This window comes from Clostridium algifaecis (genome assembly GCF_017874415.1).
GTDB lineage: Bacteria > Bacillota > Clostridia > Clostridiales > Clostridiaceae > Clostridium_B > Clostridium_B algifaecis.
Genome location: NZ_JAGGLM010000004.1, coordinates 80,114 through 106,742 on the forward strand (window position 1 = coordinate 80,114; position 26,629 = coordinate 106,742).

At 29.6% G+C, this 26,629-nt stretch carries 24 protein-coding genes; 22 read left to right on the plus strand and 2 right to left on the minus strand.

Going from position 1 to position 26,629, the window contains the following annotated elements:
* Window positions 1-14: 14 nt before the first annotated feature.
* The 5 genes from cphA (at window position 15) to spoIIR (ending at window position 8,394) form a co-directional block, all read left to right on the plus strand.
* Window positions 15-2,645 carry a cyanophycin synthetase gene (cphA, locus tag J2Z42_RS05010; protein ID WP_209701453.1) on the plus strand — a complete coding sequence of 877 codons (2,631 nt, stop codon included), beginning with the start codon at window positions 15-17 and terminating at the stop codon, window positions 2,643-2,645.
* 157 nt (window positions 2,646-2,802) lie between these two features.
* Window positions 2,803-3,645: a 4-(cytidine 5'-diphospho)-2-C-methyl-D-erythritol kinase gene (gene ispE, locus J2Z42_RS05015; RefSeq protein ID WP_209701455.1), complete on the plus strand. Its 843-nt coding sequence runs from the start codon at window positions 2,803-2,805 to the stop codon at window positions 3,643-3,645.
* 151 nt (window positions 3,646-3,796) lie between these two features.
* On the plus strand, window positions 3,797-5,254 hold the full coding sequence (locus J2Z42_RS05020) for a spore germination protein (protein ID WP_209701456.1): 1,458 nt from the start codon (window positions 3,797-3,799) through the stop codon (window positions 5,252-5,254).
* 22 nt (window positions 5,255-5,276) lie between these two features.
* The gene (locus tag J2Z42_RS05025; RefSeq protein ID WP_209701458.1) at window positions 5,277-7,532 is read left to right on the plus strand and encodes a Ger(x)C family spore germination protein; all 2,256 of its coding nucleotides are present in this window, start codon (window positions 5,277-5,279) and stop codon (window positions 7,530-7,532) included.
* A 100-nt stretch (window positions 7,533-7,632) separates the two neighbouring features.
* Window positions 7,633-8,394, plus strand: a complete 762-nt coding sequence (gene spoIIR / locus J2Z42_RS05030; protein WP_209701460.1) for a stage II sporulation protein R — start codon at window positions 7,633-7,635, stop codon at window positions 8,392-8,394.
* A 43-nt stretch (window positions 8,395-8,437) separates the two neighbouring features.
* Here spoIIR and J2Z42_RS05035 read toward each other — a convergent pair whose 3' ends face one another.
* A complete protein-coding gene (locus J2Z42_RS05035; RefSeq protein ID WP_209701462.1) occupies window positions 8,438-9,688 on the minus strand; it encodes an MGDG synthase family glycosyltransferase in 1,251 nt (416 codons plus the stop codon).
* Between the two features lie 351 nt (window positions 9,689-10,039).
* On the opposite strand from J2Z42_RS05035, the gene ypeB reads away from it, so the two are divergent.
* The 5 genes from ypeB (at window position 10,040) to rho (ending at window position 16,010) form a co-directional block, all read left to right on the plus strand.
* Window positions 10,040-11,410, plus strand: coding sequence for a germination protein YpeB (gene ypeB / locus J2Z42_RS05040; RefSeq protein ID WP_209701464.1), 1,371 nt, complete (start codon window positions 10,040-10,042; stop codon window positions 11,408-11,410).
* 102 nt (window positions 11,411-11,512) lie between these two features.
* A complete protein-coding gene (locus J2Z42_RS05045) occupies window positions 11,513-11,923 on the plus strand; it encodes a YwiB family protein (RefSeq protein ID WP_209701467.1) in 411 nt (136 codons plus the stop codon).
* A 136-nt stretch (window positions 11,924-12,059) separates the two neighbouring features.
* Complete coding sequence (locus J2Z42_RS05050; protein WP_209701469.1) at window positions 12,060-12,368, plus strand: ribose-5-phosphate isomerase; 309 nt, start codon at window positions 12,060-12,062, stop codon at window positions 12,366-12,368.
* A gap of 232 nt (window positions 12,369-12,600) precedes the next feature.
* On the plus strand, window positions 12,601-14,208 hold the full coding sequence (gene pyrG, locus J2Z42_RS05055) for a CTP synthase (RefSeq protein ID WP_209701638.1): 1,608 nt from the start codon (window positions 12,601-12,603) through the stop codon (window positions 14,206-14,208).
* A gap of 314 nt (window positions 14,209-14,522) precedes the next feature.
* Window positions 14,523-16,010 carry a transcription termination factor Rho gene (gene rho, locus J2Z42_RS05060; protein WP_209701471.1) on the plus strand — a complete coding sequence of 496 codons (1,488 nt, stop codon included), beginning with the start codon at window positions 14,523-14,525 and terminating at the stop codon, window positions 16,008-16,010.
* Between the two features lie 56 nt (window positions 16,011-16,066).
* Here rho and rpmE read toward each other — a convergent pair whose 3' ends face one another.
* Window positions 16,067-16,276 (minus strand): 50S ribosomal protein L31, encoded by a 210-nt coding sequence (gene rpmE, locus J2Z42_RS05065; RefSeq protein ID WP_209701473.1) that lies wholly within the window; start codon window positions 16,274-16,276, stop codon window positions 16,067-16,069.
* 303 nt (window positions 16,277-16,579) lie between these two features.
* Here rpmE and J2Z42_RS05070 point away from each other — a divergent pair, with 303 nt between their 5' ends.
* The 12 genes from J2Z42_RS05070 to wecB all read left to right on the plus strand — a co-directional run bounded on the left by J2Z42_RS05070 (window position 16,580) and on the right by wecB (window position 26,566).
* Window positions 16,580-17,497 (plus strand): DUF1385 domain-containing protein, encoded by a 918-nt coding sequence (locus J2Z42_RS05070; RefSeq protein ID WP_209701475.1) that lies wholly within the window; start codon window positions 16,580-16,582, stop codon window positions 17,495-17,497.
* 24 nt (window positions 17,498-17,521) lie between these two features.
* Complete coding sequence (gene prmC, locus J2Z42_RS05075; protein ID WP_209701478.1) at window positions 17,522-18,385, plus strand: peptide chain release factor N(5)-glutamine methyltransferase; 864 nt, start codon at window positions 17,522-17,524, stop codon at window positions 18,383-18,385.
* Window positions 18,386-18,490: 105 nt separating this feature from the next.
* A complete protein-coding gene (gene prfA, locus J2Z42_RS05080; RefSeq protein ID WP_209701479.1) occupies window positions 18,491-19,555 on the plus strand; it encodes a peptide chain release factor 1 in 1,065 nt (354 codons plus the stop codon).
* Between the two features lie 148 nt (window positions 19,556-19,703).
* Window positions 19,704-20,231, plus strand: a complete 528-nt coding sequence (locus J2Z42_RS05085; RefSeq protein WP_245331494.1) for a hypothetical protein — start codon at window positions 19,704-19,706, stop codon at window positions 20,229-20,231.
* 68 nt (window positions 20,232-20,299) lie between these two features.
* Window positions 20,300-21,022 carry a ZIP family metal transporter gene (locus J2Z42_RS05090; RefSeq protein ID WP_209701483.1) on the plus strand — a complete coding sequence of 241 codons (723 nt, stop codon included), beginning with the start codon at window positions 20,300-20,302 and terminating at the stop codon, window positions 21,020-21,022.
* A gap of 21 nt (window positions 21,023-21,043) precedes the next feature.
* Window positions 21,044-22,096 carry an L-threonylcarbamoyladenylate synthase gene (locus J2Z42_RS05095; protein ID WP_209701485.1) on the plus strand — a complete coding sequence of 351 codons (1,053 nt, stop codon included), beginning with the start codon at window positions 21,044-21,046 and terminating at the stop codon, window positions 22,094-22,096.
* A 34-nt stretch (window positions 22,097-22,130) separates the two neighbouring features.
* Window positions 22,131-22,589: a low molecular weight protein arginine phosphatase gene (locus tag J2Z42_RS05100; RefSeq protein ID WP_209701487.1), complete on the plus strand. Its 459-nt coding sequence runs from the start codon at window positions 22,131-22,133 to the stop codon at window positions 22,587-22,589.
* Window positions 22,590-22,689: 100 nt separating this feature from the next.
* Window positions 22,690-23,148 (plus strand): ribose 5-phosphate isomerase B, encoded by a 459-nt coding sequence (gene rpiB, locus J2Z42_RS05105; RefSeq protein WP_209701489.1) that lies wholly within the window; start codon window positions 22,690-22,692, stop codon window positions 23,146-23,148.
* Entirely contained in the window at window positions 23,141-23,770 is a 630-nt protein-coding gene (gene upp, locus J2Z42_RS05110) for a uracil phosphoribosyltransferase (protein ID WP_209701491.1), read from the plus strand. Before rpiB ends, upp begins: the two co-directional genes overlap by 8 nt.
* 122 nt (window positions 23,771-23,892) lie before the next feature.
* A complete protein-coding gene (locus J2Z42_RS05115; RefSeq protein ID WP_209701493.1) occupies window positions 23,893-24,306 on the plus strand; it encodes a deoxycytidylate deaminase in 414 nt (137 codons plus the stop codon).
* 28 nt (window positions 24,307-24,334) lie between these two features.
* Complete coding sequence (locus J2Z42_RS05120; protein ID WP_209701495.1) at window positions 24,335-25,363, plus strand: MraY family glycosyltransferase; 1,029 nt, start codon at window positions 24,335-24,337, stop codon at window positions 25,361-25,363.
* Between the two features lie 42 nt (window positions 25,364-25,405).
* Window positions 25,406-26,566, plus strand: a complete 1,161-nt coding sequence (gene wecB / locus J2Z42_RS05125; protein WP_209701497.1) for a non-hydrolyzing UDP-N-acetylglucosamine 2-epimerase — start codon at window positions 25,406-25,408, stop codon at window positions 26,564-26,566.
* Window positions 26,567-26,629: the final 63 nt, after the last annotated feature.

The following is a 26,629-nucleotide window of genomic DNA, read 5'->3' on the forward strand; positions in this document are numbered from 1 at the left end:
GAGGAATTATGTAAATGAAAATAGATGATCTCAGAGTTTTTGAAGGGAGAAATATATATTCTCATAGAAAATGTATTAAGATGTATGTAGATTTAGAAGGATATAGTGAAACTCCTACTAAGGATATAAAAAATTTTAATAAGAAATTACTTGAAATTATACCAGAATTAAATGAACACAGATGTGGAATTGATGAAGAACATGGATTTAGAAAAAGACTTTATGAAGGTACATATATTGCTCATGTATGTGAACATATTATAATTGCAATTCAAAATATGCTTGGCATAGATATAGCCTATGGGAAATCGAGGGAAATAAAAGAAGACAAATATTATATTGTATATGAATACAATTATAAGAATACAGCAATAAAAGCTGGTAAGGTAGCGGTAGACCTGATAAATTCTTTTATAAATCAAAAAAACTATGATTTTGCTAAGGCTATGGGTTTATTGAATGATATTTTAATAAAGGAAAAAATTGGACCGAGTACTGCATGTATAATAAAAGAGGCACAAAAAATGGGAATACCTGTAACTAGAATAGGCGATAATAGTGTATTTAAATTAGGATATGGTAAGTATGGCAAGACAATAGAAGCCACAATATCATCTAATACAAGAGCAGTAGCCGTGGATATAGCGTGTGATAAACTGCTTACAAAGGAAATACTTAAAAATCAATGTTTGCCTGTAGCTCCTGGAGAGTTGGTAAAAGATATAGATGACTTATGTACAAAAGCAGATGAAATAGGATATCCTGTGGTTTTAAAACCGAGAAGAGGAAATCAAGGTAGAGGTGTATTTGTAAACTTAAAAAATAAAAATGAGGTTATAGAAGCATATAAATTATTATCAAATAATTTTAGTGACATAATGATAGAAAAAAATATATCAGGAAAAGATTATAGAATTTGTGTAGTTGATGGAAAGGTTGAAGCTGTATCTGAGAGAATACCACCGTATGTTATAGGAGATGGAGTAAGTACTATAAGACAACTCATAGATAATGTTAATAATGATATCATGAGAGGCTATGGACATGAAAAACCTCTTACCAAAATAAAGATAGATAAAGAGCTTGAAGCCTATATAGGTAAAGAAAATTACAATTTAAATAGTGTAATCAAAAAAAATCAAAAGTTAATTTTAAGAGAAAATGCCAATTTGTCTACTGGTGGAAAGGCAGCCGATTGCACAGATATAATATGCAATGAAAACATAGATATATGTGAAAGAACGGCTAAAGCCATAGGTTTAGACATATGTGGTGTAGATTTGTGTTGTGAAGATATAAGTAAACCAGCTTTTGAAAAAGGGGCAATACTTGAAGTAAATGCAGCTCCAGGGATAAGGATGCATCACTATCCAAGCAAAGGAAAGATAAGAAATGTAGCCAAAGCGATAATAGATGAATTGTTTAAAAATTCTCACAAGACTATACCTGTTGTTTCAATTACTGGGACTAATGGAAAAACAACTACTACAAGACTTGTGGCACATATATTAAATAAAGCAGGATATAAAGTTGGTATGACTACTACAGGAGGAATTTATATAGATAATAAATGTATATATACAGGAGATACCACTGGATATTATAGTGCTAAAGCAGTGTTGAACAATTCAGAAGTTGAAGCAGCTGTACTTGAAACTGCAAGAGGAGGAATAATAAAAAAAGGTCTTGCTTATGACATGGCGGATGTAGGTGTAATTACTAATATAACAGAAGATCATCTGGGAATAGATGGCATAGAGAACATGAAGGATTTAGCTTATGTTAAGTCACTTGTGGGAGAAGCTGTAAAAAATGATGGATATGTTGTCTTAAATGCGGATGATTCAGTAAGTATGAGCATAATAGATAGAATGAAAAGTAATATAATAATGTTCTCAAAAGATAAATACAATACTATGCTTAGGAGAAATATAGAAAATGGTGGATTTGGTATTTATGTTGATGACGATGTTATGTATGTTGAAAAAGGAAATAATGTCTTACCAGTAATTAGGACTAGTGACATAAAAGTATCTATTGGTGGAAAGCTTATGTATAATGTTGAAAATGCAATGGCGGCATGTGCAGCAGCAATAGGACTTAATATAAACTATATTGATATAAGCGAAGGGCTTAAGGGCTTTTATGGTAATTCTTTTTTCAATCCGGGAAGATTTAATGTATATGAAGTGAATAATGCAAAAGTTATTTTAGATTATGGACACAATATTGCAAGTTATAAAAGTGTAATTAAAGGAATTGAAAAAATGGATTATAAGAGATTAGTTGGCATAATAGGAGTCCCAGGAGATAGAACTGATAGTAGTATTGAAGAAATAGGAAAAATTGCAGGAAGAAATTTTGATTATATTTATATTAAAGAAGATAAAGATAGAAGGGGAAGGAAGCCTGGAGATGTTGCAAATATTTTAAAAAAAGGTGTACTTGATACAGACTTCAGTGTAAAAAAAATAAAAATTATACTTGATGAGAAACAGGCTTTTGAAGATGCAATAAGTAACTTGAAAAGTGGAGACATATTGATAATATTTTTTGAAAAACTAGAGCCACTTCAAGACTTGATAAATAAAAAAATTAGCGACGAAAAAATAAGAAAGCTTGAAAACTCAGAGGCAATAATTTAATGATATTTAGTGATATTTAATAAATTTAACATTATAAATCTGAATTATCGGTGTAAATCTAGAGTTTTAGATATATTTGTAGTAAAATATAACGGATATAATATATTAAAATTAATTAGTTTTACTTAAATAATAAAGCCGGGATTTGGAGGTTAATATGTTAGTAAAAGCGTATGCTAAGGTAAATTTATCATTAGATATAATTGGAAAAAGAGATGATAATTACCATATTTTAAGAACTATAATACAGGCTATAGACTTGTACGATGTTATAATAATAAATAAAGTCAGTAAAGGAATATATTTATACTGTGATAAAAACTATATACCTTGTGACATAAGAAATTTAGCTTATAAAGCAGCGGACTTATTTATTAATACATATAATATAAGCGGCGGTATTAGAATAAATATAAAGAAAAATATACCTGTTTCTGCAGGACTTGCAGGTGGAAGTGCAGATGCAGCTGCAGTACTTAGAGCCATGAGAGATATATACAAACCACATTTAAGCAATAAAGAATTGGAAAAATTGGCTTTAAAAATAGGTACTGATGTAGTCTATTGTATTAACGGTGGAACTGCACTTTGTGAAGGAATAGGAGAAAAAGTAACTAGAATTACTTCATTTAAAAATCACATTTTAGTACTTGTAAAACCTCCTTTTGGAGTTTCTTCAAAAGAAGCGTATAGTAATCTTGATATCAATAAAATAAATAAACATCCGGATACAAAGCTAATATTAAAAGCTATAGATGAAGATAATATTTTAATATTAAGTAAGAATATGAAAAACATTTTAGAAAATGTAGTTTTAAAGAAACACTTTATATTAAAACAAATAAAAAGAGAAACCATGATTCTAGGGGCTGTAGGATGTTTAATGAGTGGCAGTGGACCTACCATATTTGGTTTATTTGATGATATGTTAAAAGCACAGAATTGTTATGATAAAATGAAGGATAAATATAAAGAAGTGTTTATAACAAGGACAATTTAAGTTTATATATTTTTATATAAAAGCACTATTGGATTAATTTTAATTTAATCTGATAGTGCTTTTAATATGTCTTTGAATAAATAAATCTCAATAGGTTAAAAATAATTTAGGATGTTATTTAAATAAATTAATTTTTTAGGAAGTGACAGCTTTGAAGGAAATTATAGAGAATTATGTATCTTCTAAAATAGATGAAAATATGATGTATGTAAAAAAATTATTTGAGGGAAATTCAGATATGGTTTTTAGAGAGTTTTATATAGGAAATGTAAAGACTTCACTGGTTTATATAGATGGTATGGTAGATAAAATATTAATAAATGATCTTATGAGAGGACTTATGACAAGATCCCACTATATAAAAAATGAAAATGAAATAAAAGATAAACTTTTAACTGTGTCAGATGTAAAAGAATTAAATGATTTAGAAAATGGTATAAATTTTATTTTATCTGGAGAGACTTTAATGTTTGTAGATGGGTTAAGCAGCTTTTATATAATAGCTACAAGACTTTGGCCTGCAAGATCAGTATCAGAACCATCCTCTGAAACTGTCATAAGAGGATCGAGAGATGGATTCACGGAAACAATTAGATTTAATACAGCCCTTATAAGGAGAAGAATAAGAGATACAAGGCTTAAGATGGCTTATACGCGTATAGGCATAAGATCTAAAACAGATGTAGTTATTGTTTACATAGATGACATAGTGAATAAAACTGCATTAAGTGAATTAAAGAATAGGCTGAACAAAATAAAAATAGATGCCATTTTAGACAGCGGATATGTAGAGCAGCTTATAGAGGACAACAAATGGTCGCTTTTTCCACAAATTCAAAATACAGAACGACCGGATGTAGTGGCTTCAGCTGTATATGAAGGAAGAATTGCAGTACTTGTAGATAATTCCCCATCAGCTATAATAGTGCCAACTACTATGCCTAATTTATTTCAATCTCCTGATGATTATTATCAGAGGTGGATATATAGTTCTATTGTAAGGATTATAAGATTTATAGCAATGATTTTATCTCTTGTAATGCCTGCTTTTTATGTAGCAGTTACATCATTTCATACAGGAATTATACCTAACAAATTAGCATACTTTATTGCAGCTTCAAGGGAAGGAGTACCATTTTCTGCATTTATAGAGGCAATAATAATGGAAAGTAGTTTTGCATTATTACTTGAAGCTATATCAAGGCTTCCAAAAGCAATAGGTGCAACTACAGGAATAGTGGGAGGGCTTATTATAGGTCAGGCGGCGGTTCAAGCAGGAATTGTAAGTCCTATTATGGTAATTATAGTGTCTATTACGGCAATAACTAGCTTTACAGCTCCAAATTATGAAATTACAACTACATTTAGAATAATAAGATTTTTGCTTATAATTGCAGCGGCTATAGTAGGCTTTTACGGAATAATGATAGGATTGATACTAACTTTAATACATCTCGTAAGATTAAAAAGTTTTGGAGTGTCCTATTTGTCCCCAATGGTAAGTGAAAATTTAAGTGATTTTAAAGATATGTATTTTAGAATTCCTATCAATTTCTTTAAAAAAAGACCTAAGTATATGGGTACTGAAGATAAAATAAGACAAAAATAGAAAATAGAGGTGATATATAAATATGCAATATAAAAGTTTTATTAATAACTTTGGATTATTCAGTACTATTGTAGTAACTGTTGTAGGTGTAGGAATATTTTCTTATCCTCAGGAGATAGTTTCTATCGTTGGAACAGATGGCTGGATTGTAACTATTTTTGCAGGAATTATAACTTATTTGCTATTATATATTGCATATTCAGTTATTCGATTGAGTGAATATGAAAAATTTTATTTTATATTGAAAAATAATTTTGGAGCTATAATTGGCAGAATTGTATCTCTTGTTTTTATAGCATTTAATGTTGTTGTAATATCTATGGGAATGAGAATGTTTTCAGAAGTTATAAAAATGTATTTATTAGAAAAGACACCTACAGAATTTATACTTGTTATAGTAATACTTACAGGAATGTATCTTTTGAGGGGAGGACTTGAAAGCCTAATAAAATTCAATGAAATATCTTTCTGGATAATGTTTGTACCGATAATTATTGTGTTTCTGTTTACATTAAACAAAGCTGATTTTAGTAATATTCTTCCTGTATTTAACAGCAAACCTTATGAATATATAGAAGGTGTCAAAAATTCAATATATTCATTTTCTGGAATAGAAATAATTTATTTAATAGCTCCTTTTATAAAAAGCAGATTTTCTGCTTTAAAAACTTCAGGCAAAAGTATATTATTTATAACATTGTTTTACGTAATAACAATTATTCTATCATTAGCTATTTTTTCAAAGCAGCAGACAAGAGTATTACTATGGCCAACTATAACTATGATGAAATCAATAAGTGTTGATGGAACTTTTATACAGAGGTGGGAAGGTGCAGTCATGGCAATGTGGGTAATGTTTTATTTTACTACTTTCACGAATATATATTACCTTGCATCTGATATAGCCAAAGATATGTTTAAATTAAAAAATATTAATATCCCATGTATAGTATTAGGAGTTGTAATATATATAACTGCACTTTATCCTAAAAATATAGCAGCCTTATATTATATAAACAATAAATTAGTCACGCCACTTTTTATATTTAATCTTCTCATACTTCCAGTAATTTTGTTTTTAGTTATTAAATTTAAAAAAAAACCTTTTTTAAAAAAGGTAATCCCTTTATTTTTAATATGTATTTTACTTACGGGATGCTGGGATAAAACTGAAATAGAAAAAAAACAATTGATTTCCAGTATTGGAATAGATGCAGGAGAAGATATAGACAAACAAAAATATTTAAAAAATGTGAAGTCTAAATATCCACTCACGTCTATTGATCTAAAAAAGATTCATGTTACATTTAGTGTACCTGATTTGAGCAAACTTGGACCGGAAAAAGGAGCACAAGCCGAAGACAAGTATATAGATGCAGATGGATATTCAATGCAGGATGCAGTAAGTAAAGCAAGACGTAAAAGCAGCAGGGCAATAAAATTTAGCCATACGGAATTGCTTATTCTAAGTGAAGATATAATGGAACATCCTGATGTGTTGAAAGAAATTATAGATTATCTTCAAAGGGAGCCATCTTTAAATAGAAATATGTATGTAGTTCTAAGTAAGGGAGATTCAAGCCAGTATATGAAATTAAAAACCAATATGGAAAAGAATATGGAAAGTTACATATTTGGCTTGATAGAAAATGATTTAAAAAGCACTGAAATAATTCCAGTAACTTTAAATGATTTTTTGGTTCAGATGTCCCAAAATGGAAACAGCTTGCTGCCGATAGTTTCTATGGACAAAAATAATAAAAATATAAAAATAGATGGCTCTGAGGCTATTAAAAATTTTAAAGCTAAAGGTAATTTAAATTCAGTTCAAACTGCTAATATTGAATTACTTAGAGGAAAACTAAAGGGAAGTAACAAAATGATTCTTTTAGATAATCATCCTATTGACATAGATATTAATAATACCAATAGAAAAATAAGTGTAAGTGAAATCAATGGAAGATTGTGCTTCAATATAAATTTAAATATAGAGTGTCAAATAAAGAATTATTACTCAGATAAAAAGATATTTTCAGTAGATAAACTAAATTATATTCAAGACAATTTTAATAAGTCTATAAAAAATGAATGTGAACAGGTTGCACAATTAGTTCAACAAAAAATGGAAATAGATCCTATAGGGTTTAAAGAATATGTGGAAAAATATCATCCAATTATATGGAATAAAGTTAAAAATAATTGGGAAAAACAGTACAAAAGTTCAATTATAAATGTTAATGTAGATACGCAAATAAGGAGGATTGGAGTAGTAAAATAAAAAATATAAAGACAAGTGAATATAACTAAAATATATGTCAATAATTACTATTAGATTTATAAATTTTAAACTGTCAGTTTAACAAGGGAGATAGGGTAAAATGAAAAGATTTTTTAGTATATGTGTATTATGTATTTTAGTTATATTTACATTAAATATTACTGCAAGCTGTAAGAATCTAGATACAGAATCTTTAAATCAAAAAAACTGTAATATAAAATTAAATAGCAGAGATTATCAGCCCGTAATACCATTAAATAAAAATATAAATTCTGACAATGAAGGTAATGATGATGTTCAACAAAGCATAGCGTCAAAGATTATAAGATTTCATATTATAGCTAACAGTGATACAAAGAGTGACCAAGCTCTTAAATTAAAAGTGAGAGATGAAATACTTAAATATATATCACCTAAGTTGGAAAATTCTAAAGATATAAACCAGTCAAGGGAAGTACTGAAGCAAAATAATAAAAATATTTTAGATATAGCAAGGAAAGTAATAAATGAGGAGGGGTATACTTATGGTGTGGCGAGTACATTGTCGAAGGTAAATTTTCCTATAAAGACATATGGAAATATTACCCTGCCACAGGGGACATATGAAGCTTATAGAATAGTAATTGGAAAAGGTCAGGGGCAAAATTGGTGGTGCGTCATGTTTCCACCACTGTGTTTTGTAGATGTTTCCAAGGGGCAGGCATCGTATAAACAAACTGAAAAACAGATGAAGAATGTTTTGAATAAAAAGGAGTATAATTCGATAGATAATGGAATTGAAGATTTAGATAATAAAAATATAGGTAAAAACATAGAAGTGAGATTTAAAATAATAGATTTTATAAAGAAACTTGGAATATAGAATTATCTATAACTTAGGGATTATCCCTGAGTTATAGATAATTCTAATTACTTTCAAATAACTTATTGGCTGTTTTTAAAAAATATTCTCCAGCAGATTTTATTAATGTCCTTATATCTTCTTTTTCATATAATCTGCTTTTAACTGAAGGACTATTTATATTAGAATTAGTATTTTTTTTATCTATGAGAGAATGAATTAGTTTTACAATATTGTAGCCTGAATCAGGTTTAGAAAAATCAGTGTAGCTTTTGGCTATATTAGTTAATTTTTCAGGATACTTTAATAATCTTTCTATATTTTCACCGCATTTTGATATATCAGTAAAATCAATAGCAAGTTTATTTTTAAAAAGAAACTCAGCATTTCTTTCTTCCTGGCCTGGTATTGGAGAGAAAATGCCAAGGGGTAAATTACATATAAGAGCTTCGGTAATTGTAAGACCACCGGATTTAGTGAGGAGAATATCACTACACTGCATATACTTATTTACATGATCTGTAAAGCCTATAATACTGGTTGCTTTTAAAGAATCTTTTTTCAATTTTAGCAGTTCAGAATACAGTTTTTTATTTTTACCCGTTATTATGATTATTTGAATATCATCAGCTATTTCGTTTAATTGTTCATATATGTCTTTAATTTTTCCCATTCCAAGACTTCCACCCATAATAAGTATTGTAAATTTAGAAGCAGATAAATTTAATTCATTTAAGGTATTCTCTTTGGAATATTTTTTATGAAAATCTGGATTTACAGGTATTCCAAGATCATATATGGTTTCACTTTTGATGCCTTCTGATACCATTTTTTCAATCATATCTTTATTTGATACTACATAGGCGTTTATATAAGGATGAAGCCAGGTACTGTGAGGATAAAAATCAGTAATTATTGACATACATGGTATTTTCATATTGTATTTAAATTTTAGTACTGACAGCATTTCTGTAGTAAAAGAATGAGTCGATATTAATATGTCAGCATTAAAATCATCTATTAGCGGAAGCAACTTAGAAGTTAGAGCTTCTATTAATTTAGAAGCTAAAGCTACCGCAATAGGATCACTGCCTTCAGAATAAGAATATAGTTTTCCATAAAGAAAAGGAGTAACTTTTAGTGTTTTTAGATAACTGCCTATTACTACTTTGTCTATTACTGGATTTATATACTTTAAAGTATCTATTATTCTTACTTCTGAATTGGAATTTTCTAGTTTAATGTAATTTTTTATTGCTTCTGCTGCATGGCCATGGCCGCCTCCAGCGGAAACTGAAAAAATTAACACTTTCATTTAATCACCTTCTGATTAAGTATGCATAAGCACCACAAATAAGATTTTTAATTTTAAAAATCCATGACTTAATTATATAAAATGTAGATAAAATAATAAACTCATTTAAGAAACATTTAAGAAAAAATTAATATTGTTTGTCTTCGATAAATAAGTTTATATAGATATTATATCAGATATTCACATTTAATATTATGTATTATTTATTATGTGATTGAAATCATGAATAATCAAATCTTCTCAAGCTTAACATATGTATATTATTTATTATAGTACAAATAATATATTTGAAGTTTACAATAAGAGGAGGGAAGAAGTTACACTGGATAAAAACTGTGTAGCGATTAGTCAATGAGAACATTCAAAAAAAGTATAATATACACGGCTATAGTGATTTTAATTATTGTTTTTTCAAGTACATTTGCTGTCCTTATGACTTTAGAAAGAAACGATTATAGGAATTATCTCCAGGCTGAATATGGAAAGAGTATGTATGAACTTATAGATGCAGTTAAAAATATAAGAGTGAATCTGGCAAAAGCAGAAGTTGTAGGATCTAGAGAACAAGGGATAGTTGTATTTGAAGAAATATTTAGATATTCTGCTATAGCTGGTGACAAACTTCATTCCCTTCCAGTTTCACAGCAGGATATATCAAATACAAGTAAATTTTTAAGTCAGGTTGGCGATTTCTGTTATAATTTAGGAAGTTCATCAAGCAAAGGCGTGCAACTCACAGATAAAGACTATTCTAATATGGAAAGATTGAAAAAGGAATCCATAAATTTGGAAGATGAATTAAGTAATGCTTCGAACAACATAAACCAGGGCAAGGTGAAGTGGGGTGAAATAAGAAAAAAGGTTACAGGAGTTCTTGCAAGAAATGATGCAGACAGTGCAGAAAGCGAATTTAAAAATATACAAAAACAGGTAGTACAGTATCCAGCATTAATTTATGATGGGCCATTTTCGGATAATACACTTGAAATAAATCCTAAAGTTAACTCAAAGAAAGAAGTTTCTCAAAAGCAGGCTGAGAAAGTTGCAAGAAAAACTATAGGCAATAATAAAATTAGCAATTTGAAAACTGAAAATCTAACTGAAAAAGGAAATATAAAAGTATATAGATTCACAGCAAATCTAAAGTCCAATAATGGAAAGAAAGAAAATGCAATATGTGAAGTAAGCAAAAATGGAGGAAATATTCTGTATCTTATAAATGACAGAGTTATAAATAATTCCAGCATTAACATGGATAAAGCAGTTGATACCGGGGAAAAATATTTAATCGATTTGGGATATAAAGGTATGGTACCTACGTATACTTTGAGATACGGCAATGAAGCTGTTATAAGCTATGTATATAAGCAGAATAATATTATAATGTATCCTGATCAAATAAAGTTAAAAGTAGCACTGGATAATGGAGAAGTGGTTGGTGTAGAGTCAGAAAAATACCTGGTAGCACATGAGGATAGTAGAAACATAGAACAACCTAAAATAAGTTTAAGTGCTGCAAAGCAAAGAGTTGGAAAGAGATTGAGGATAATAGGTGAAAAATTGGTAATAATTCCGACAGAAAATAATAAAGAAGTACTTTGTTATGAGTTCTCAGGAAACTACAATGAAGATAAATTCAAAGTTTATATAAATGCATATACAGGATATGAAGAAAGGATAATACAGATAATAAATACACCGAATGGGCAGCTTACCATGTAAATTTACATTTGATAAAAATAATAAATAATTTGCATAATTCAAATGTTTTGCTATAATTGACGTATATTTTATAAGAATATAGTTATAACAGGAGGATTGTGTATGAAAAAGAAAGCTATCATATCGGTTTCAAGTAAACAACAAAATAATGATGATACTATAGAAGTTGTAACCCCGGGTGAATTTTATAAAAAAGATGATTGTTATTATGTAGAATATAAAGAAACAGAGATATCTGGTATGGAAGGAACCAGTACTACATTTAAAATGAATAATGATAATTTTTCCCTTATAAGAATAGGGAGTACTAATGCTAATATGAATTTTAACAAAAACCAGAAAAGTTTATCTGTATATGATACACCGTATGGTACTATGGAACTTAGAATAAGGACAAATAAATTGGAAGTTAATTTAGATGAAAAAGGTGGAGATGTATTTATAGATTATAATTTAAGTATATCCGGTCAAGATTATGAAAATACTCAATTAAAAATCAATATAAAAGCATAGATCTGTAGTATTTTCCAACATTCATATTTTTATTTGTGTTTAAAATTTTATTATATGGATAATAATAGAGATATATTGGTTTAAAATTATTATTAGAATAATTAACTAGTAAAATCAATTATCGGGAGAATTAATTATGAACAAATATTTTAACAGTAAAGTGTATAAATACGACGTTATAATTGAAATGCTTAGCAGATATAAAGGCCTAAACAAAGATGAATTATTTCAAATATTAAAAGATAATGAATGCAAATATTTATTTTTTCTTTTAATTAAAAAATATGAATGTTCCAATCTTGAAATATTAAAAAAAGACTTTCCATCTATAAATGAAAACAAATTAAAGAATGGAATGAAAGCGGCAGAGAAAAAATTATTGATTAATAAAAAAATAAGAAATATGTATTTTGAAGCGGAAAGCTTGATAGATAATGTTAAATAAAATAATATGATAAAAAAACAAAAAAAGTCTAGCATATATTAAATTAATATGCTATTATATTAGGTATGTTAAAAAAATGTTTCAAATAAAAAAATCAATATAATAATTAAATTGTATTATGTGAGTAATTTTTATTATAATACTGACGAAACATTTTGTCAATAGTATTTCTATTAAAAAATTTAGATATAACTTACCTAGGAGGTGAATGCTGCTTAAAAGCAGAGATTTTATGAGCACAAAATATATATTTGTAACTGGAGGAGTAGTATCTTCACTTGGAAAAGGAATAACTGCAGCTTCTTTGGGAAGACTTTTAAAAAATAGAGGACTTAAGGTTTCAATTCAAAAATTTGATCCATATATAAATGTGGATCCGGGAACTATGAGCCCTTATCAGCATGGAGAGGTTTTTGTTACAGATGATGGAGCAGAAACAGACCTGGATTTAGGACATTATGAGAGATTTATAGATGAAAGCTTAAGCAAAAATAATAATGTGACTACAGGTAAAATATATTGGTCTGTAATAACTAAAGAAAGAAAAGGTGAATATTTAGGTAGTACAGTTCAGGTAATTCCTCATATAACAAATGAAATAAAATCAAGAATATATAGAGTAGCTAAAGAAAAGCATGAGGATGTAGTTATAACTGAAATTGGTGGAACTATAGGTGATATAGAGTCACTTCCTTTTTTAGAGGCAATAAGACAGGTCAAATATGATGTAGGAATAGAAAATGTATGCTTTATTCACGTAACTTTAGTTCCTTATTTACGCAAATCAGGAGAATTAAAGACAAAGCCTACACAGCATTCTGTTAAGGAATTAAAAGGCATAGGTATACAACCAGATATAATAGTATGCAGATCGGAAAAGGAAATTTCTCAGGATTTGAAAGAGAAAATAGCTTTATTTTGTGATGTAGATAAGGACTGTGTTATTCAAAATTTGGATGCTAAAAATTTATATGAAGTTCCATTAATGCTGGATAAAGAGGGACTGGATGATTTAGTTTGCAGGAGATTAAAGCTAAAATGTAATGACATAGACAACAACGAATGGATAGAAATGGTAAATAGAATAAAAAATTTATCCCATGAAGTGACGATAGGACTTGTTGGAAAGTACGTAGAACTTCACGATGCATACATATCTGTAGTAGAAGCACTTAATCATGGCGGATATGCTAATAATGCAGATGTAAAAGTTAAGTGGATAAATTCTGAGGATGTTACAAGAGATAATGTTCAAGACTATTTAAAAGATGTAGATGGAATTTTAGTACCAGGAGGTTTTGGTGACAGGGGAATAGAAGGTAAAATAGAAGCTGCCAGATGGGCAAGAGAAAATAAAATACCATTCTTCGGAATATGCCTTGGCATGCAGTGTGCAGTAATAGAATTTTCAAGAAATGTAATTGGATATAAAGGAGCACATAGTTCTGAAATAGATCCTGATACCAAATATCCTGTCATAGATTTAATGCCTGAACAAAAAGATATGGATGAAAAAGGCGGCACTATGAGATTGGGTGCATATCCATGCAAATTATCTAAAGACAGCAATTCTTTTAAAGCATATGGACAAGAAGTTATATATGAGAGACATAGACATAGATATGAATTTAATAATGAATATAGAAATCAATTTTTAAAAGCAGGTCTTGTATTTTCCGGAATGAGTCCGGATTCAAGATTGGTTGAAATTGTAGAAATTAAAGATCATCCATGGTATGTAGCAGTGCAATTTCATCCAGAATTAAAGTCTAGACCTAATAGGCCTCATCCGTTATTTAGAGATTTTATTGCAGCAGCTCTAAAAAAATCTAATAAGTAGTTTGTAATTTTTTTCTTATTTTAGTTAATTTATCCGATTTAAATATAATAATATGGATAAATTAACTATATTTTTTAGATCTGGATAAAATTTATCAAAATAAATTCTAAAAACTATTGATTATTGTGATAGATAATAATACTATAGATAATAAGTACCATATTTATGCTATAAAAATTTATTTTTAGTAATAAATTTTGCCCTTCAATATAAATTTCCTTAATATAAATATGAAAAATAAAAAATATTTTTTATTTTACTTTGGATTTCCCTAAAAAATACATATGAAGTTAAATAATGAGAGGTGTTACTTTTTGGTTAATAAAGATATAGATAAAATGAAATTAGTAGAGCTCAAGGAGCTAGCAAAAAGTTTAAAAATAAAAGACTATTATAAATATAAAAAGGCAGAATTAATTGAAAAAATAAAAGAATCGTCTCCGGCATATATAAAAAGAGATGGAATTATACTTAGGGAAAAGATAAGTCCTAAAAGTGAAACAATGGATAAGCATATAAGAAATGAAGAAGAAATATCAAAACCTCATTTGGTAAATACGGTAAAAGAAGAGAAAAGTAAAGAAAATAAGAACGAAGATACTAAAATAAATCCTGATGAAAAAAAAGAAAAATTAAAAGAAATGATAAATGAATCTGATAGTGCAAAGGGAGTACTTGAAATTATTGAAAATAATAATTATGGATTTTTAAGAGGGAAAAACTATTTAACAGGTCCAAATGATATATATGTATCTCCATCTCAAATAAGAAGATTTAATCTAAAAACAGGTGACGAAGTTAGTGGTAAAGTTAGAATTCCAAAAGAAGGAGAGAAATTCAAGGCACTTCTTTATGTTCAAAAAGTAAATGGTGAGAATCCTGAAAGAGCAGTAGGAAGAAAGCCATTTGAGACCCTTACGCCTATTTATCCCAATAAAAAAATAAAGTTAGAAACTGGAAGCTCGGATTTATCTACAAGACTTATGGATATAATATCACCTATAGGAAAAGGACAAAGGGGAATAATAGTTGCGCCACCTAAAGCAGGAAAAACTACACTTCTAAAAAAGATAGCCCAAAGTATATCTATAAATCATCCACAAATAAAATTAATAGTTGTTCTTATAGATGAAAGACCGGAAGAAGTTACAGATATGCAGAGATCAATCCGCGGAGAGGTAATATATTCAACTTTTGATGAAGAACCTGAACATCATACAAAAGTGGCTTATATGGTACTTGAGAGAGCGAAGAGGATGGTTGAACAGGGGCAGGATGTTGTAATACTTTTAGATAGTATCACTAGGCTTTCAAGAGCATACAATCTAACAATAACTCCAACAGGCAGAACACTTTCTGGAGGGCTTGATCCTGGAGCACTTGTAATGCCTAAGAAGTTTTTTGGCGCAGCACGAAATATAGAAGAAGGCGGCAGCCTTACTATTCTTGCAACTGCATTAATTGAAACAGGAAGCAGAATGGATGATATGATATTTGAAGAATTCAAAGGTACTGGAAATATGGAAGTTCACTTGGACAGAAAGCTTCAAGAGAGAAGAATATTCCCTGCTATAGATATTTACAAATCGGGAACACGAAGAGATGAGCTTTTATTTAATACTCAGGAAGAAAAAGATGCTGCTTTTAACATAAGAAAAGTTTTATATGATGAGAATAATGCTCAAAATGTTACAGAACAACTTATAAATCTTCTTACTAAAACTAAAGATAACAGAGAATTCGCTGGTTTTGCCAGTAAAATGGATATGAAGGTAAAACATTTTAGCAGTAGAGATAAATAATAAAACCTGCCCTAATACGGGACAGGTTTTAATAAACTTAAATTGTTTATAAGCTATTATTCATTTTTTAAGTTGAATTTCTTTAAGAATTTATCAACTCTTCCACCTGCATCAGCCATTTTTTGTTTACCAGTGAAGAATGGATGGCATTTAGAACATATTTCCACTTTAAGTTCTTTTTGTGTTGAACCAGTTGTAAAAGTGTTTCCACATGCACACTTTACTACCGCATCATGATAGTATTCAGGATGTATGCCTTTTTTCATATTATTCACCTCTTTCAAATTTTAAACATAATTACGAGATTAACTATTAGATTATATCATAGGCACAATGTCAAATCAATAAAATTTACTGGAATTTTCATAAAATAAATACTTTAATAAATTAAATATGTTTGTTAAAATAATATTTGTTTATATTGTTTATGTAAAAAATAAAATGAAGTAATATATATGATATATGAATAAATTATTATCTTAGATATGTACCTGTGAATTGTGAAAAATGCAATTTTAAATATAAAAAAAGTATAAAAATTAAAGTCTAAATTGAAATGGAGTGATATAATGTGGAAGATAACTTCAGTGGGCGGACAAGCAGTTATAGAAGGAGTTATGATGAGAGGACTTCATGGTATTGCTACGGCAGTTAGGAAACCGGATGGTGAGATTGAAGTTGATACGAAGGAAAGTGTGCCGTTTAATAAAAGAAATAAATTTTTATCACTTCCTGTAATAAGAGGATTCGTAGCTTTAATAGAATCTCTTATTATTGGAATAAAGACACTTAATTATTCTGCATCTTTTTTTGAAGAAGATGAGGAACCAGATAAGTTTGACAGCTGGTTAAATGCTACTTTTAAGGATAAAAGTGATAGTATATTACTTGGAATTACTTTGTGTATTTCTCTTTCTGTTGCTATTGTATTATTTTTTATATTTCCAACTTTTTTTGCAAATGTATTTAAAAAAGTTGGAGTAAAGAGTAGTATAGGATTAAATGTAATAGAAGGAATAATAAGAGTATGCATATTTTTAATTTATATATATCTTATTGGAAAAATGTCAGACATAAACAGATTGTTTCAGTACCATGGTGCTGAGCATAAGACTATATTTTGCTATGAAAATGAAGTTGAACTTACCCCTGAAAATGCAAAAAAATTTGGCAGGCTTCATCCAAGATGCGGCACTAATTTTTTATTTTTAGTTATGATAGTTAGTATAATAGTATTTTCGTTGACGGGATGGAACAATATATGGAATAGGATATTTTATAGAATAATTTTACTTCCTATAATATCTGGATTGACATATGAACTTATAAAGTGGATGGGTATGAGCAACAGTATATTGTCCAAGGTACTATCATATCCAGGACTTATGCTTCAAAAGCTGACAACAAGGGAACCTGATTATAGTCAGCTAGAGGTTGCTATAATGGCATTAAAATATGCAGAGGGAATAGAAAAAGATGAAATTTAATTTACTTGAAATGGAGAAATAAATATGGAAAAGTTAAAAACTAAAATCGGTGAACTTTTAACTTATGGATATGAAAAATTAAAATTACAGAATATTGATAGTTACAGACTGGATGCTGAACTTTTGCTTGGAAAAGTTTTAAATAAGGACAGATTATTTTTACTAATAAATAGAGAAATTGAAGTAGATGAAGCAGACATAGAGGAATATCGTAATTTTATAACTTTAAGAGAAAAAAGAATGCCTGTAAAGTATATATTAGGTGAATGTGAATTTATGGGACTGAATTTTAATATAAAAAAGGGAGTCTTGATTCCAAGACCGGATACTGAGATTCTTGTTGAAGAAGCATTAAAAAAAATAAAGGAAAATGAGTTCAAAAAAATTTGTGATGTATGTTCTGGCAGTGGTGTTATTGGAATATCAATAGCTAAATTAATAGATGAAGTAAGTGTTAATTGCTGCGATAAGTTTCCTATAGCTTGTGAGATTACTAAAGAAAATATAAGTAAGTTTTCACTTGATGACAGAGTTAAAGTTGTAAGAAGTGACTTGCTTCAGAGTTTTGTACTTGAAGATGAAAAGTTTGACTTGATAGTGTCCAATCCGCCTTATATAAAGGAGAAAGTTATAGATACATTAATGGATGATGTAAAAAAATATGAACCTTATGAAGCACTCTGCGGTGGAAAAGATGGACTTAAGTTTTATAGAAAAATAGTGGATCAAAGTTTAGGATTGCTTAACAAGGGTGGAATAATTATGTTTGAAATAGGTGATGATGAAAAAGAGGATATAGAATTTATTCTGGAGCAAAATGGATTTTCAGATATAGAAAGTAAGAAGGACCTTGCAGGGAGGGACAGAGTAGTTTCAGGAAAATTTTAATTATATGAATTTGCAGCATTATAATACGGTTCATTATTGATACAAATAAAAATATTATGATATAATATAGAATTGTGAAAATATTTATACGGAGTGATAAAAAATATGTTGGAAAGACTTGATTTTATAGAGAATAAATATGAAGAACTGTCTATTAAAATAAGTGATCCTTCGATTATGAAAGATCAAAAAAAATGGCAGAAACTTTGCAAAGAACATGCTGAAATGGAAATAATCGTCTCTAAATATAAAGAATATAAAAAAGCTCAAAGTGATCTTGAAGATAATAAAGAAATGCTAAAAGAAGAGACAGATAAAGAAATGAAGGATATGGAACAAGAAGAAATAAAATCCCTCACAGAGAAAATAAAAGAGAGTGAACAAGAGTTAACGATACTTCTGCTTCCAAAAGACCCTAATGATGATAAGAACGTATTTGTAGAAGTAAGAGGCGGTGCTGGAGGAGAAGAAGCAGCTTTGTTCTCGGCAGATCTTACAAGGATGTATACAAGATATGCAGAGAGAAGAGGATGGAGTGTAGAAACTATAAGTTTAAATGCTACAGATATTGGTGGATTTAAAGAAATTGTATTTATGGTAAAAGGAAAAGGTGCATACAGCAGATTAAAATATGAAAGTGGTACCCATAGAGTACAGAGGGTTCCGGATACGGAATCCAGCGGCAGAATTCATACATCCACTGCTACTGTAGCGGTATTGCCTGAAGTAGATGATGTAGATGTACAGATAAATGCCAATGATTTGAGAATAGATGTTTTTAGAGCTTCAGGACACGGCGGACAATGTGTAAATACTACAGATTCAGCAGTAAGAATTACCCATATTCCAACAGGCCTTGTTGTATCATGCCAGGACGAAAAGTCACAGCTTAAAAATAAAGAAAAGGCTATGAAGGTTTTAAAATCCAGACTTTATGAGATGGCTGAGAATGAGAGAAATGCTAGTATAGCTGAAGATAGAAGAAGCCAGGTAGGTACAGGAGATAGAAGCGAGAGAATAAGAACATATAATTTTCCACAGGGAAGAGTTACGGATCATAGAATAGGACTTACTTTATATAAATTAGATTCATTTTTAGATGGAGATATTGATGAAGTTATTGACGCTCTTATAACGGCAGATCAGGCAAAAAAAATGGAGTCCATGTAATATTAGAAAAGAGAAGGAGTTGAAAACCGTTATTAGTTAACGGGTAAACATGAATATAGATAAAACCATAAGAAAGCAAAAAAAATATTATAATATATTTCTGCTATCTATGTGTTTTATCTTTTTTATACTTCCGACAGCATTTATTATGTCAAAAAACTTTCATTTATTTTATATAATATATCTTTTAATTATAGAAATATTAATACTTATTGCCATTATAATAAGAATTAATAATGAATTTTTAAAATTCAGCTATGATAGATATAAATTGGTAATAAATATTGGCATAAAGAGAACTAAAATTGACGTTATTTGTGATAACATTGCATTGGTGCATATAGAAAATTACATATCTAAAAATAGCAATATAAAAGATTTTAAAATCATATTTTTATCAAATTCAAAATTTAGAAATAAAAGAATGGTTCCTATTAATGTAGAATTTTTAAAAAGGCATCCTTATGTAGCTTATGAGTATAATAAAATAAAAATATTACATCCAGAATGGAATATCTATTATACTATAATAAAAAGAGGGGGATTAAAAAAATACCTTCTTTTAGACAGCGTCTATAAAAGTTGTGTTCATGCCAATTTTACAGAAGCAGCTATAGATAAAATAAAATATTATAGGGAAAATTCTGAAAACTATGATAAGATGTATAAAAGTTAATTAATATACATATAAATCATTTATTTTAAATAAATATAAAGCATAATCAATAAAATATAGGTGATTTTTTGCATATTAATATTACTGATATTGTAATAATAGGCAGTGTAGTATCCCTTTTGGGGACAATGATTGGAGCGTTTCTTGGCATAATAGTAAAAAATCCTTCTAAAAAATTTATTGGAACCATAGTTGGATTTGCAGCAGGTCTTATGCTTTCTGTAGTTGTATTTGATTTAATTCCAGAAGCTATTAATAGATGGAGTTTTTTTAATACAATAATATTTGCAGTATTAGGAGTTATTATGATGGCCGCAGTTGATAGCAGAATTAATGTTGAACACTTAAATAAACATTTAAAAGTAGCTTTTATGGCAGCAATAGGACTTATGATTCACAATTTTCCGGAAGGTATAATAATGGGATGCGGTTTTAGTGCAGGTGGCAGTCTCGGAATAAAAATGTGTCTTATAATTGCAATTCATGATATACCAGAAGGTCTTGCAGTTTCAGCACCACTTATGTCATCTAATATAAAAAAATATAAAATATTACTTTATGCTTTTATTACTGCATTTCCTACCGCTATAGGAACTTTTTTTGGAGCATTTATTGGAGGTATATCAGAAAGTATACTTGGTATTTGCCTCTCGGTTGCTGCTGGTATAATGCTGTATGTAGTTTGTGGAGAAATGATACCGGAGTCATCCAGATTATGGGATGGAATAACAAGTACCTTAGGAATTTTATGTGGAATAATACTTGGACTTATAATTGTGCATGTACTTTAAATTTAAAAGGTGGTAATTGAATTGGAAACAAAGGTAAAAATTTTAGACGAAGAAAATATTGATGAAAATGTCATAAAGCAAGCTGGTGAAATTATAAAAAATGGTGGACTTGTAGCGTTTCCTACAGAAACTGTTTATGGACTTGGGGCTAATGCACTTGACGAGAATGCGGTAAAAAAAATTTTTAAGGCAAAAGGAAGACCACAAGATAATCCACTTATAGTTCATATTTCAGATATTGATGAAATTAAAACCCTTGTAAAATGCATACCAGATGCAGCTAAAAAATTTATGGATAAATTTTGGCCCGGTCCTATGACTATAATACTTCCTAAAACTGATTTGATTCCAGATGTTACAAGCGCCTCGCTTAAGAGTGTAGGAATAAGAATGCCTTCTAATAAAATAGCAAGGGCACTTATAAAAACATCTAAAGTACCGATTGCAGCACCATCTGCTAATATATCAGGCAGACCAAGCCCTACAGATGTAGAAAGATGTATAGAAGATTTGAATGGCAAAGTTGATTACATTTTAGGTGGAGATATGTGTGAATTTGGAGTAGAGTCTACAGTTATAGATTGTACTGTAACTCCAAGTTGTATATTAAGGCCTGGAAGAATAACTCTTGAAATGATAAAATCGATTGAACCAGATGCATATATTGACCCTGCTATTATGAAAAAGCCTGATGAAAATTTAAAGCCAAAGGCTCCAGGAATGAAATATAGACATTATGCTCCAAAGGCTAAAGTTAAAATAGTTCGGGGAGATTTGAAAAAAACTATTGCAAAAATTAATGAAATGGTGCAAAATTATATAGATGAAGATAAAAAAGTAGGTATAATGGCTACGGATGAGACTAAAGAATATTATAAAAATGGTGTTATAATATCTCTTGGAAGTAGAAAAAATATGGTTCAGATTTCTAAAAACCTTTTTGAAACTTTAAGGAGTTTCGATGATAAAAATGTAGATATAATAATTTCAGAAGCTTTTTGCGAAGAAGGAATAGGTGTAGCCGTAATGAATAGGCTCCAAAAATCTGCAGGCTTTGATATTACAACAGTTTAAGTTAATTATAATTTTGTTTGCAAGGAGAGTTAATATGAAAAAAATTCTATTTGTTTGTACTGGTAATACATGCAGAAGCTGTATGGCAGAAGCTATATTTAATAAATTTTGCGATATAGATGAAGTCATAGCAGAATCAGCAGGAATATCTGTAGTTCCAAATAGCAAAGCATCTCTTAACTCTTCAAAGGTTATTAAAGAATTTATTGAAGTTGACATAAGCAATAGAAAAGCGGTAGGGCTCACAGAAAATATCATGAAAGATGCGGATTTAATTTTATCTATGACGGAATACATAAAGTATAAACTTATAGAGAATTTTAAAGACTTTCACGATAAAATATTTACATTAAAAGAAATAGTTTGTTTGAATGGAGATATAACAGACCCTTTTGGCGGGGATATGAGAATTTATAGGTCTACCTATAAAGAAATTGAAGATAGCATTTTATTATTATTAAAGAAAATAAAAGAAGATACAGGCATTGCTTAATGTTTTTATCTTCTTTTTTTGGGGATTTTCAATAATCCCGTAATATATTTAATAATAATTAGGCAGCATATAACAAATAAATAATTTTGGAGGTATTTTTATGAAAATTGCTTTAGGAAGTGATCATGCAGGTTTTCCTTTAAAGAAGGAAATAATGGAGCATTTAAAATCTCAAAATATAGAATTCAAGGATTTTGGTACATTCTCCGAAGATTCTTGCGATTATCCTGATTTTGCAGAAAAGGTTGGGGAACAGGTAGTTTCTAAAAACTGTGAATTTGGAATATTGGTATGTGGAACAGGTATAGGAATAAGCATATCTGCAAATAAGATTCCAGGCATAAGGGCAGCACTTTGCAGTGATACATTTAGTGCTCATGCTTGCAGGGAACATAACAATGCAAACATATTGGCACTTGGACAGAGAGTTGTAGGAGCTGGACTTGCAAATGATATAGTAGATACATTCTTAAGTGCAGAATTTCAGGGAGGAAGACATCAGAGAAGAATTGATAAAATTACAGATATAGAAAATAGATGGAGGAGTAGAAATGAGTAAAGTAACACAAATAAAACATCCACTTATATTACATAAGCTATCTCTTATAAGAGATAAAAATACAGGATCAAAAGATTTTAGGGAACTTGTAGAAGAAGTAGCTATGTTGATGGCATATGAAGTTACAAGGGATCTTGAAACAGAGGAAGTTGAAGTAGAGACACCTATATGTAAAACTATATGCCAGATGCTTTCAGGAAAAAAGGTTGCAATAGTCCCTATACTTAGAGCAGGACTTGGAATGGTTGGTGGAATGCTTAAACTTATTCCGGCAGCAAAAGTCGGACATATTGGACTTTACAGAGATGAAAAAACTCTAAAACCTGTAGAATATTTTTGCAAGCTTCCACAGGACATTGGTGAAAGAGAAGTAATTGTAACAGATCCTATGCTTGCAACTGGTGGTTCGGCTGGAGATGCTATAGAACTTTTAAAGAAAAAAGGAGCTAAAAGTATAAGACTTATGTGTTTGATTGCTGCTCCTGAAGGAATAAAAAAAGTTACAGAAAGACATCCTGATGTGGATGTGTATATAGGATCTTTGGATGAGAAGTTAAATGAAAACGGGTATATAGTTCCTGGACTCGGCGATGCTGGAGATAGACTTTATGGAACAAAATAACTGCTTAGGGACCTTTGATTAATTCAAAGGTCTTTGTTTTAATAATGAGTGTAGAATTCTTTAAAAAACTATCTTTATAGTTTATAATTAGTATTATATGTTTTACCGAGGAGATAATTTTTATGAGAAAAGATTGGGATAACTATTTTATGGATATTGCTTTTCAAGTATCGGAAAGAAGTACTTGTCCAAGACTTCATGTAGGAGCAGTTTTGGTTAAAAATAGAAGAATTAAAGGAACGGGATATAATGGAAGTCCGAAAGGGTTGGATCACTGCGACGATGTAGGATGTTTTATGAAAAACAATCATTGTATAAGAACAATTCATGCAGAGGTTAATTGTCTTTTAGAGGTATCCCCCGATGATAGAGAAGGTGCTACATTATATGTTACTCATATGCCATGCCCGGAATGTCAAAAACTTATAATTACCTGTGGTATAGAAAGAGTAGTATTTTGTGAGGATTATTCTCCTGAAGTCAATTGGTTTGAGCATGCACCAAAAATTAAATTAGAGAAGATAGCACGAAAATAACGCAACATATGATAAGGAAGGTTAATTCATGAACAATATATATATGCTTGCAGTAATTTCAATAGTGATTTCAGCTATACTTACACCGCTTGTTAAAAAACTTGCAGTGAAATTGAAGGTTATAGATATACCGAAGGATAGTAGAAGAGTACATAATAAGCCAATCCCGCTTCTGGGCGGCTTAGGGATATATATTTCATTTTTGATAACACTTATATTGAATAAAGGACCACTTACAAGCTCTGAAAAGGGATTAATATTAGGCTCTACTATAATAGTAATTGGTGGCGTTATAGACGATAAATACGATATAAAACCCTGGTGCAAATTATTATTTCAAATATCGGCAACATTGGTTCTAATATATTTTGGAATAAAAATAACTATTATAACAAATCCACTTAATCCAATTTATGAATTTATAAATATAGGTATGTTATCTATACCATTTACCATAATTTGGGTAGTGGGAATAACAAATGCTATGAACTTGATTGATGGATTAGATGGTTTAGCAGCTGGAATAGCACTTATATCATCTATTACAATTTTTATAATAGCACTTTTAAATGGAAGAAATGAAGCTGCTATGCTTATACTTATATTTTCAGGCGCAATAATTGGATTTTTACCATACAATTTTAATCCTGCAACTATATTTATGGGTGATACAGGTTCACAACTTTTAGGATTTATGCTTTCAGCTATATCAATAGAAGGTGCGATAAAAGCAGCAGCAGCTTTTTCAATTGCTGTTCCTATACTTGCACTTGGAATACCAATATATGATATGTTATTCGCTGTGATAAGAAGAAAAATAAATGGCAAACCTATTATGCAAGCAGATAGAGGGCATCTTCACCACAGACTTCTTGACATGGGACTTAATCAAAAACAGGCAGTTATTACAATGTATATTATAAGTGCAATACTTGGAAGTCTTTCTATAATAGCAATGGAGGTAAATCCACAAAAATCTTATTTTGTTCTTGCAGCAGTTATGGTGGTACTCGTCATAATAGCATGGAAGGCTGGATTTTTTAAACATAAAGAATAAATGATTTATTATAAATGAATCCATAAAAATGGAGGTATATATATGGCTAAATTAAAAATTATTACTATATTTGGTACTAGACCTGAAGCAATAAAGATGGCACCACTTATAAAAGAACTGGAAAGGAGAGAAGTTATAGATAACAAGGTTTGTGTTACGGCTCAGCACAGACAGATGCTTGATCAAGTTTTAAACTTGTTTAATATAAAACCTGATTTTGATTTAAACATAATGAAAAATAAACAAAGTTTAACAGGCATAACAAATAAAGTGCTTGAAGGACTTGATGAAATATTTGAAACTGAAAGACCTGATTTAGTACTTGTTCATGGAGATACAACAACTACTTTTGCAGGGGCACTTGCTGCCTTTTATAAAAAGATAAAAGTAGGACATGTAGAAGCTGGTCTTAGAACTTATAACAAGTATTTTCCTTTCCCTGAAGAAATGAATAGAAAGCTTACAGGAACTATAGCGGATTTGCAGTTTGCACCTACTCCAGGAGCAAGGGATAATTTGCTTAAAGAAGGAGTAAATAAAGATCAAATATTTGTGACTGGAAATACTGTTATTGATGCTATGGGATTTACAGTAACAAACGGTTATGAATTTAACAATAATGAATTGAATAATATAGATTATGAAAATAATAAAGTTATAATGGTAACAGCACATAGAAGAGAAAATTGGGGAAAGGGAATAGAAAATATTTGCATGGCCCTAAAAGAAATAGTACAAAAAAATGATGATGTAGAATTAATATATTTGGTTCACTTGAACCCTATTGTAAAAGATGTAGTATATAAAATACTTGGAGGTGTAGAAAGAGTGCATCTTCTTCCACCGCTTGATACGGATGAAACACATAACCTAATGAACAAATGTTATATGGTAATGACAGATTCTGGTGGATTGCAGGAGGAAGCCCCTCACCTTGGAAAACCGGTACTTGTTTTAAGAGATGTTACGGAAAGACCTGAAGCAGTAGAAGCTGGTACGGTAAAACTTGTTGGAACTTCCAGAAGTGTAATAGTTGAAAATGGAAATGAGCTTATACGAAATAATAAAGAGTATGAAAAAATGAGCAAAGCTATAAATCCTTATGGCGATGGAAAAGCTTCTGTTAGAATTGCTGATGCTATACTTGAATATTTCAATCTACAAAAGGGAAAATATAGGGAATTTAATTATTTACATAAATAATATGGATTATATTATTGAAAATAGAATTAAAATGGTATATAATAAAACCAGAGTAAGAAAAGA

What these genes read in the sequence shown, in the direction of transcription:
- cphA (WP_209701453.1), top strand. Translation starts at nt 15, where the DNA reads ATGAAAATAGATGATCTCAGAGTTTTTGAAGGGAGAAATATATATTCT.
- ispE (WP_209701455.1), top strand. Translation starts at nt 2,803, where the DNA reads ATGTTAGTAAAAGCGTATGCTAAGGTAAATTTATCATTAGATATAATT.
- J2Z42_RS05025 (WP_209701458.1), top strand. Translation starts at nt 5,277, where the DNA reads ATGCAATATAAAAGTTTTATTAATAACTTTGGATTATTCAGTACTATT.
- spoIIR (WP_209701460.1), top strand. Translation starts at nt 7,633, where the DNA reads ATGAAAAGATTTTTTAGTATATGTGTATTATGTATTTTAGTTATATTT.
- J2Z42_RS05035 (WP_209701462.1), bottom strand. Translation starts at nt 9,688, where the DNA reads ATGAAAGTGTTAATTTTTTCAGTTTCCGCTGGAGGCGGCCATGGCCAT.
- ypeB (WP_209701464.1), top strand. Translation starts at nt 10,040, where the DNA reads ATGAGAACATTCAAAAAAAGTATAATATACACGGCTATAGTGATTTTA.
- J2Z42_RS05045 (WP_209701467.1), top strand. Translation starts at nt 11,513, where the DNA reads ATGAAAAAGAAAGCTATCATATCGGTTTCAAGTAAACAACAAAATAAT.
- J2Z42_RS05050 (WP_209701469.1), top strand. Translation starts at nt 12,060, where the DNA reads ATGAACAAATATTTTAACAGTAAAGTGTATAAATACGACGTTATAATT.
- pyrG (WP_209701638.1), top strand. Translation starts at nt 12,601, where the DNA reads ATGAGCACAAAATATATATTTGTAACTGGAGGAGTAGTATCTTCACTT.
- rpmE (WP_209701473.1), bottom strand. Translation starts at nt 16,276, where the DNA reads ATGAAAAAAGGCATACATCCTGAATACTATCATGATGCGGTAGTAAAG.
- J2Z42_RS05070 (WP_209701475.1), top strand. Translation starts at nt 16,580, where the DNA reads ATGTGGAAGATAACTTCAGTGGGCGGACAAGCAGTTATAGAAGGAGTT.
- prmC (WP_209701478.1), top strand. Translation starts at nt 17,522, where the DNA reads ATGGAAAAGTTAAAAACTAAAATCGGTGAACTTTTAACTTATGGATAT.
- prfA (WP_209701479.1), top strand. Translation starts at nt 18,491, where the DNA reads ATGTTGGAAAGACTTGATTTTATAGAGAATAAATATGAAGAACTGTCT.
- J2Z42_RS05085 (WP_245331494.1), top strand. Translation starts at nt 19,704, where the DNA reads ATGTCAAAAAACTTTCATTTATTTTATATAATATATCTTTTAATTATA.
- J2Z42_RS05100 (WP_209701487.1), top strand. Translation starts at nt 22,131, where the DNA reads ATGAAAAAAATTCTATTTGTTTGTACTGGTAATACATGCAGAAGCTGT.
- rpiB (WP_209701489.1), top strand. Translation starts at nt 22,690, where the DNA reads ATGAAAATTGCTTTAGGAAGTGATCATGCAGGTTTTCCTTTAAAGAAG.
- upp (WP_209701491.1), top strand. Translation starts at nt 23,141, where the DNA reads ATGAGTAAAGTAACACAAATAAAACATCCACTTATATTACATAAGCTA.
- J2Z42_RS05115 (WP_209701493.1), top strand. Translation starts at nt 23,893, where the DNA reads ATGAGAAAAGATTGGGATAACTATTTTATGGATATTGCTTTTCAAGTA.
- J2Z42_RS05120 (WP_209701495.1), top strand. Translation starts at nt 24,335, where the DNA reads ATGAACAATATATATATGCTTGCAGTAATTTCAATAGTGATTTCAGCT.
- wecB (WP_209701497.1), top strand. Translation starts at nt 25,406, where the DNA reads ATGGCTAAATTAAAAATTATTACTATATTTGGTACTAGACCTGAAGCA.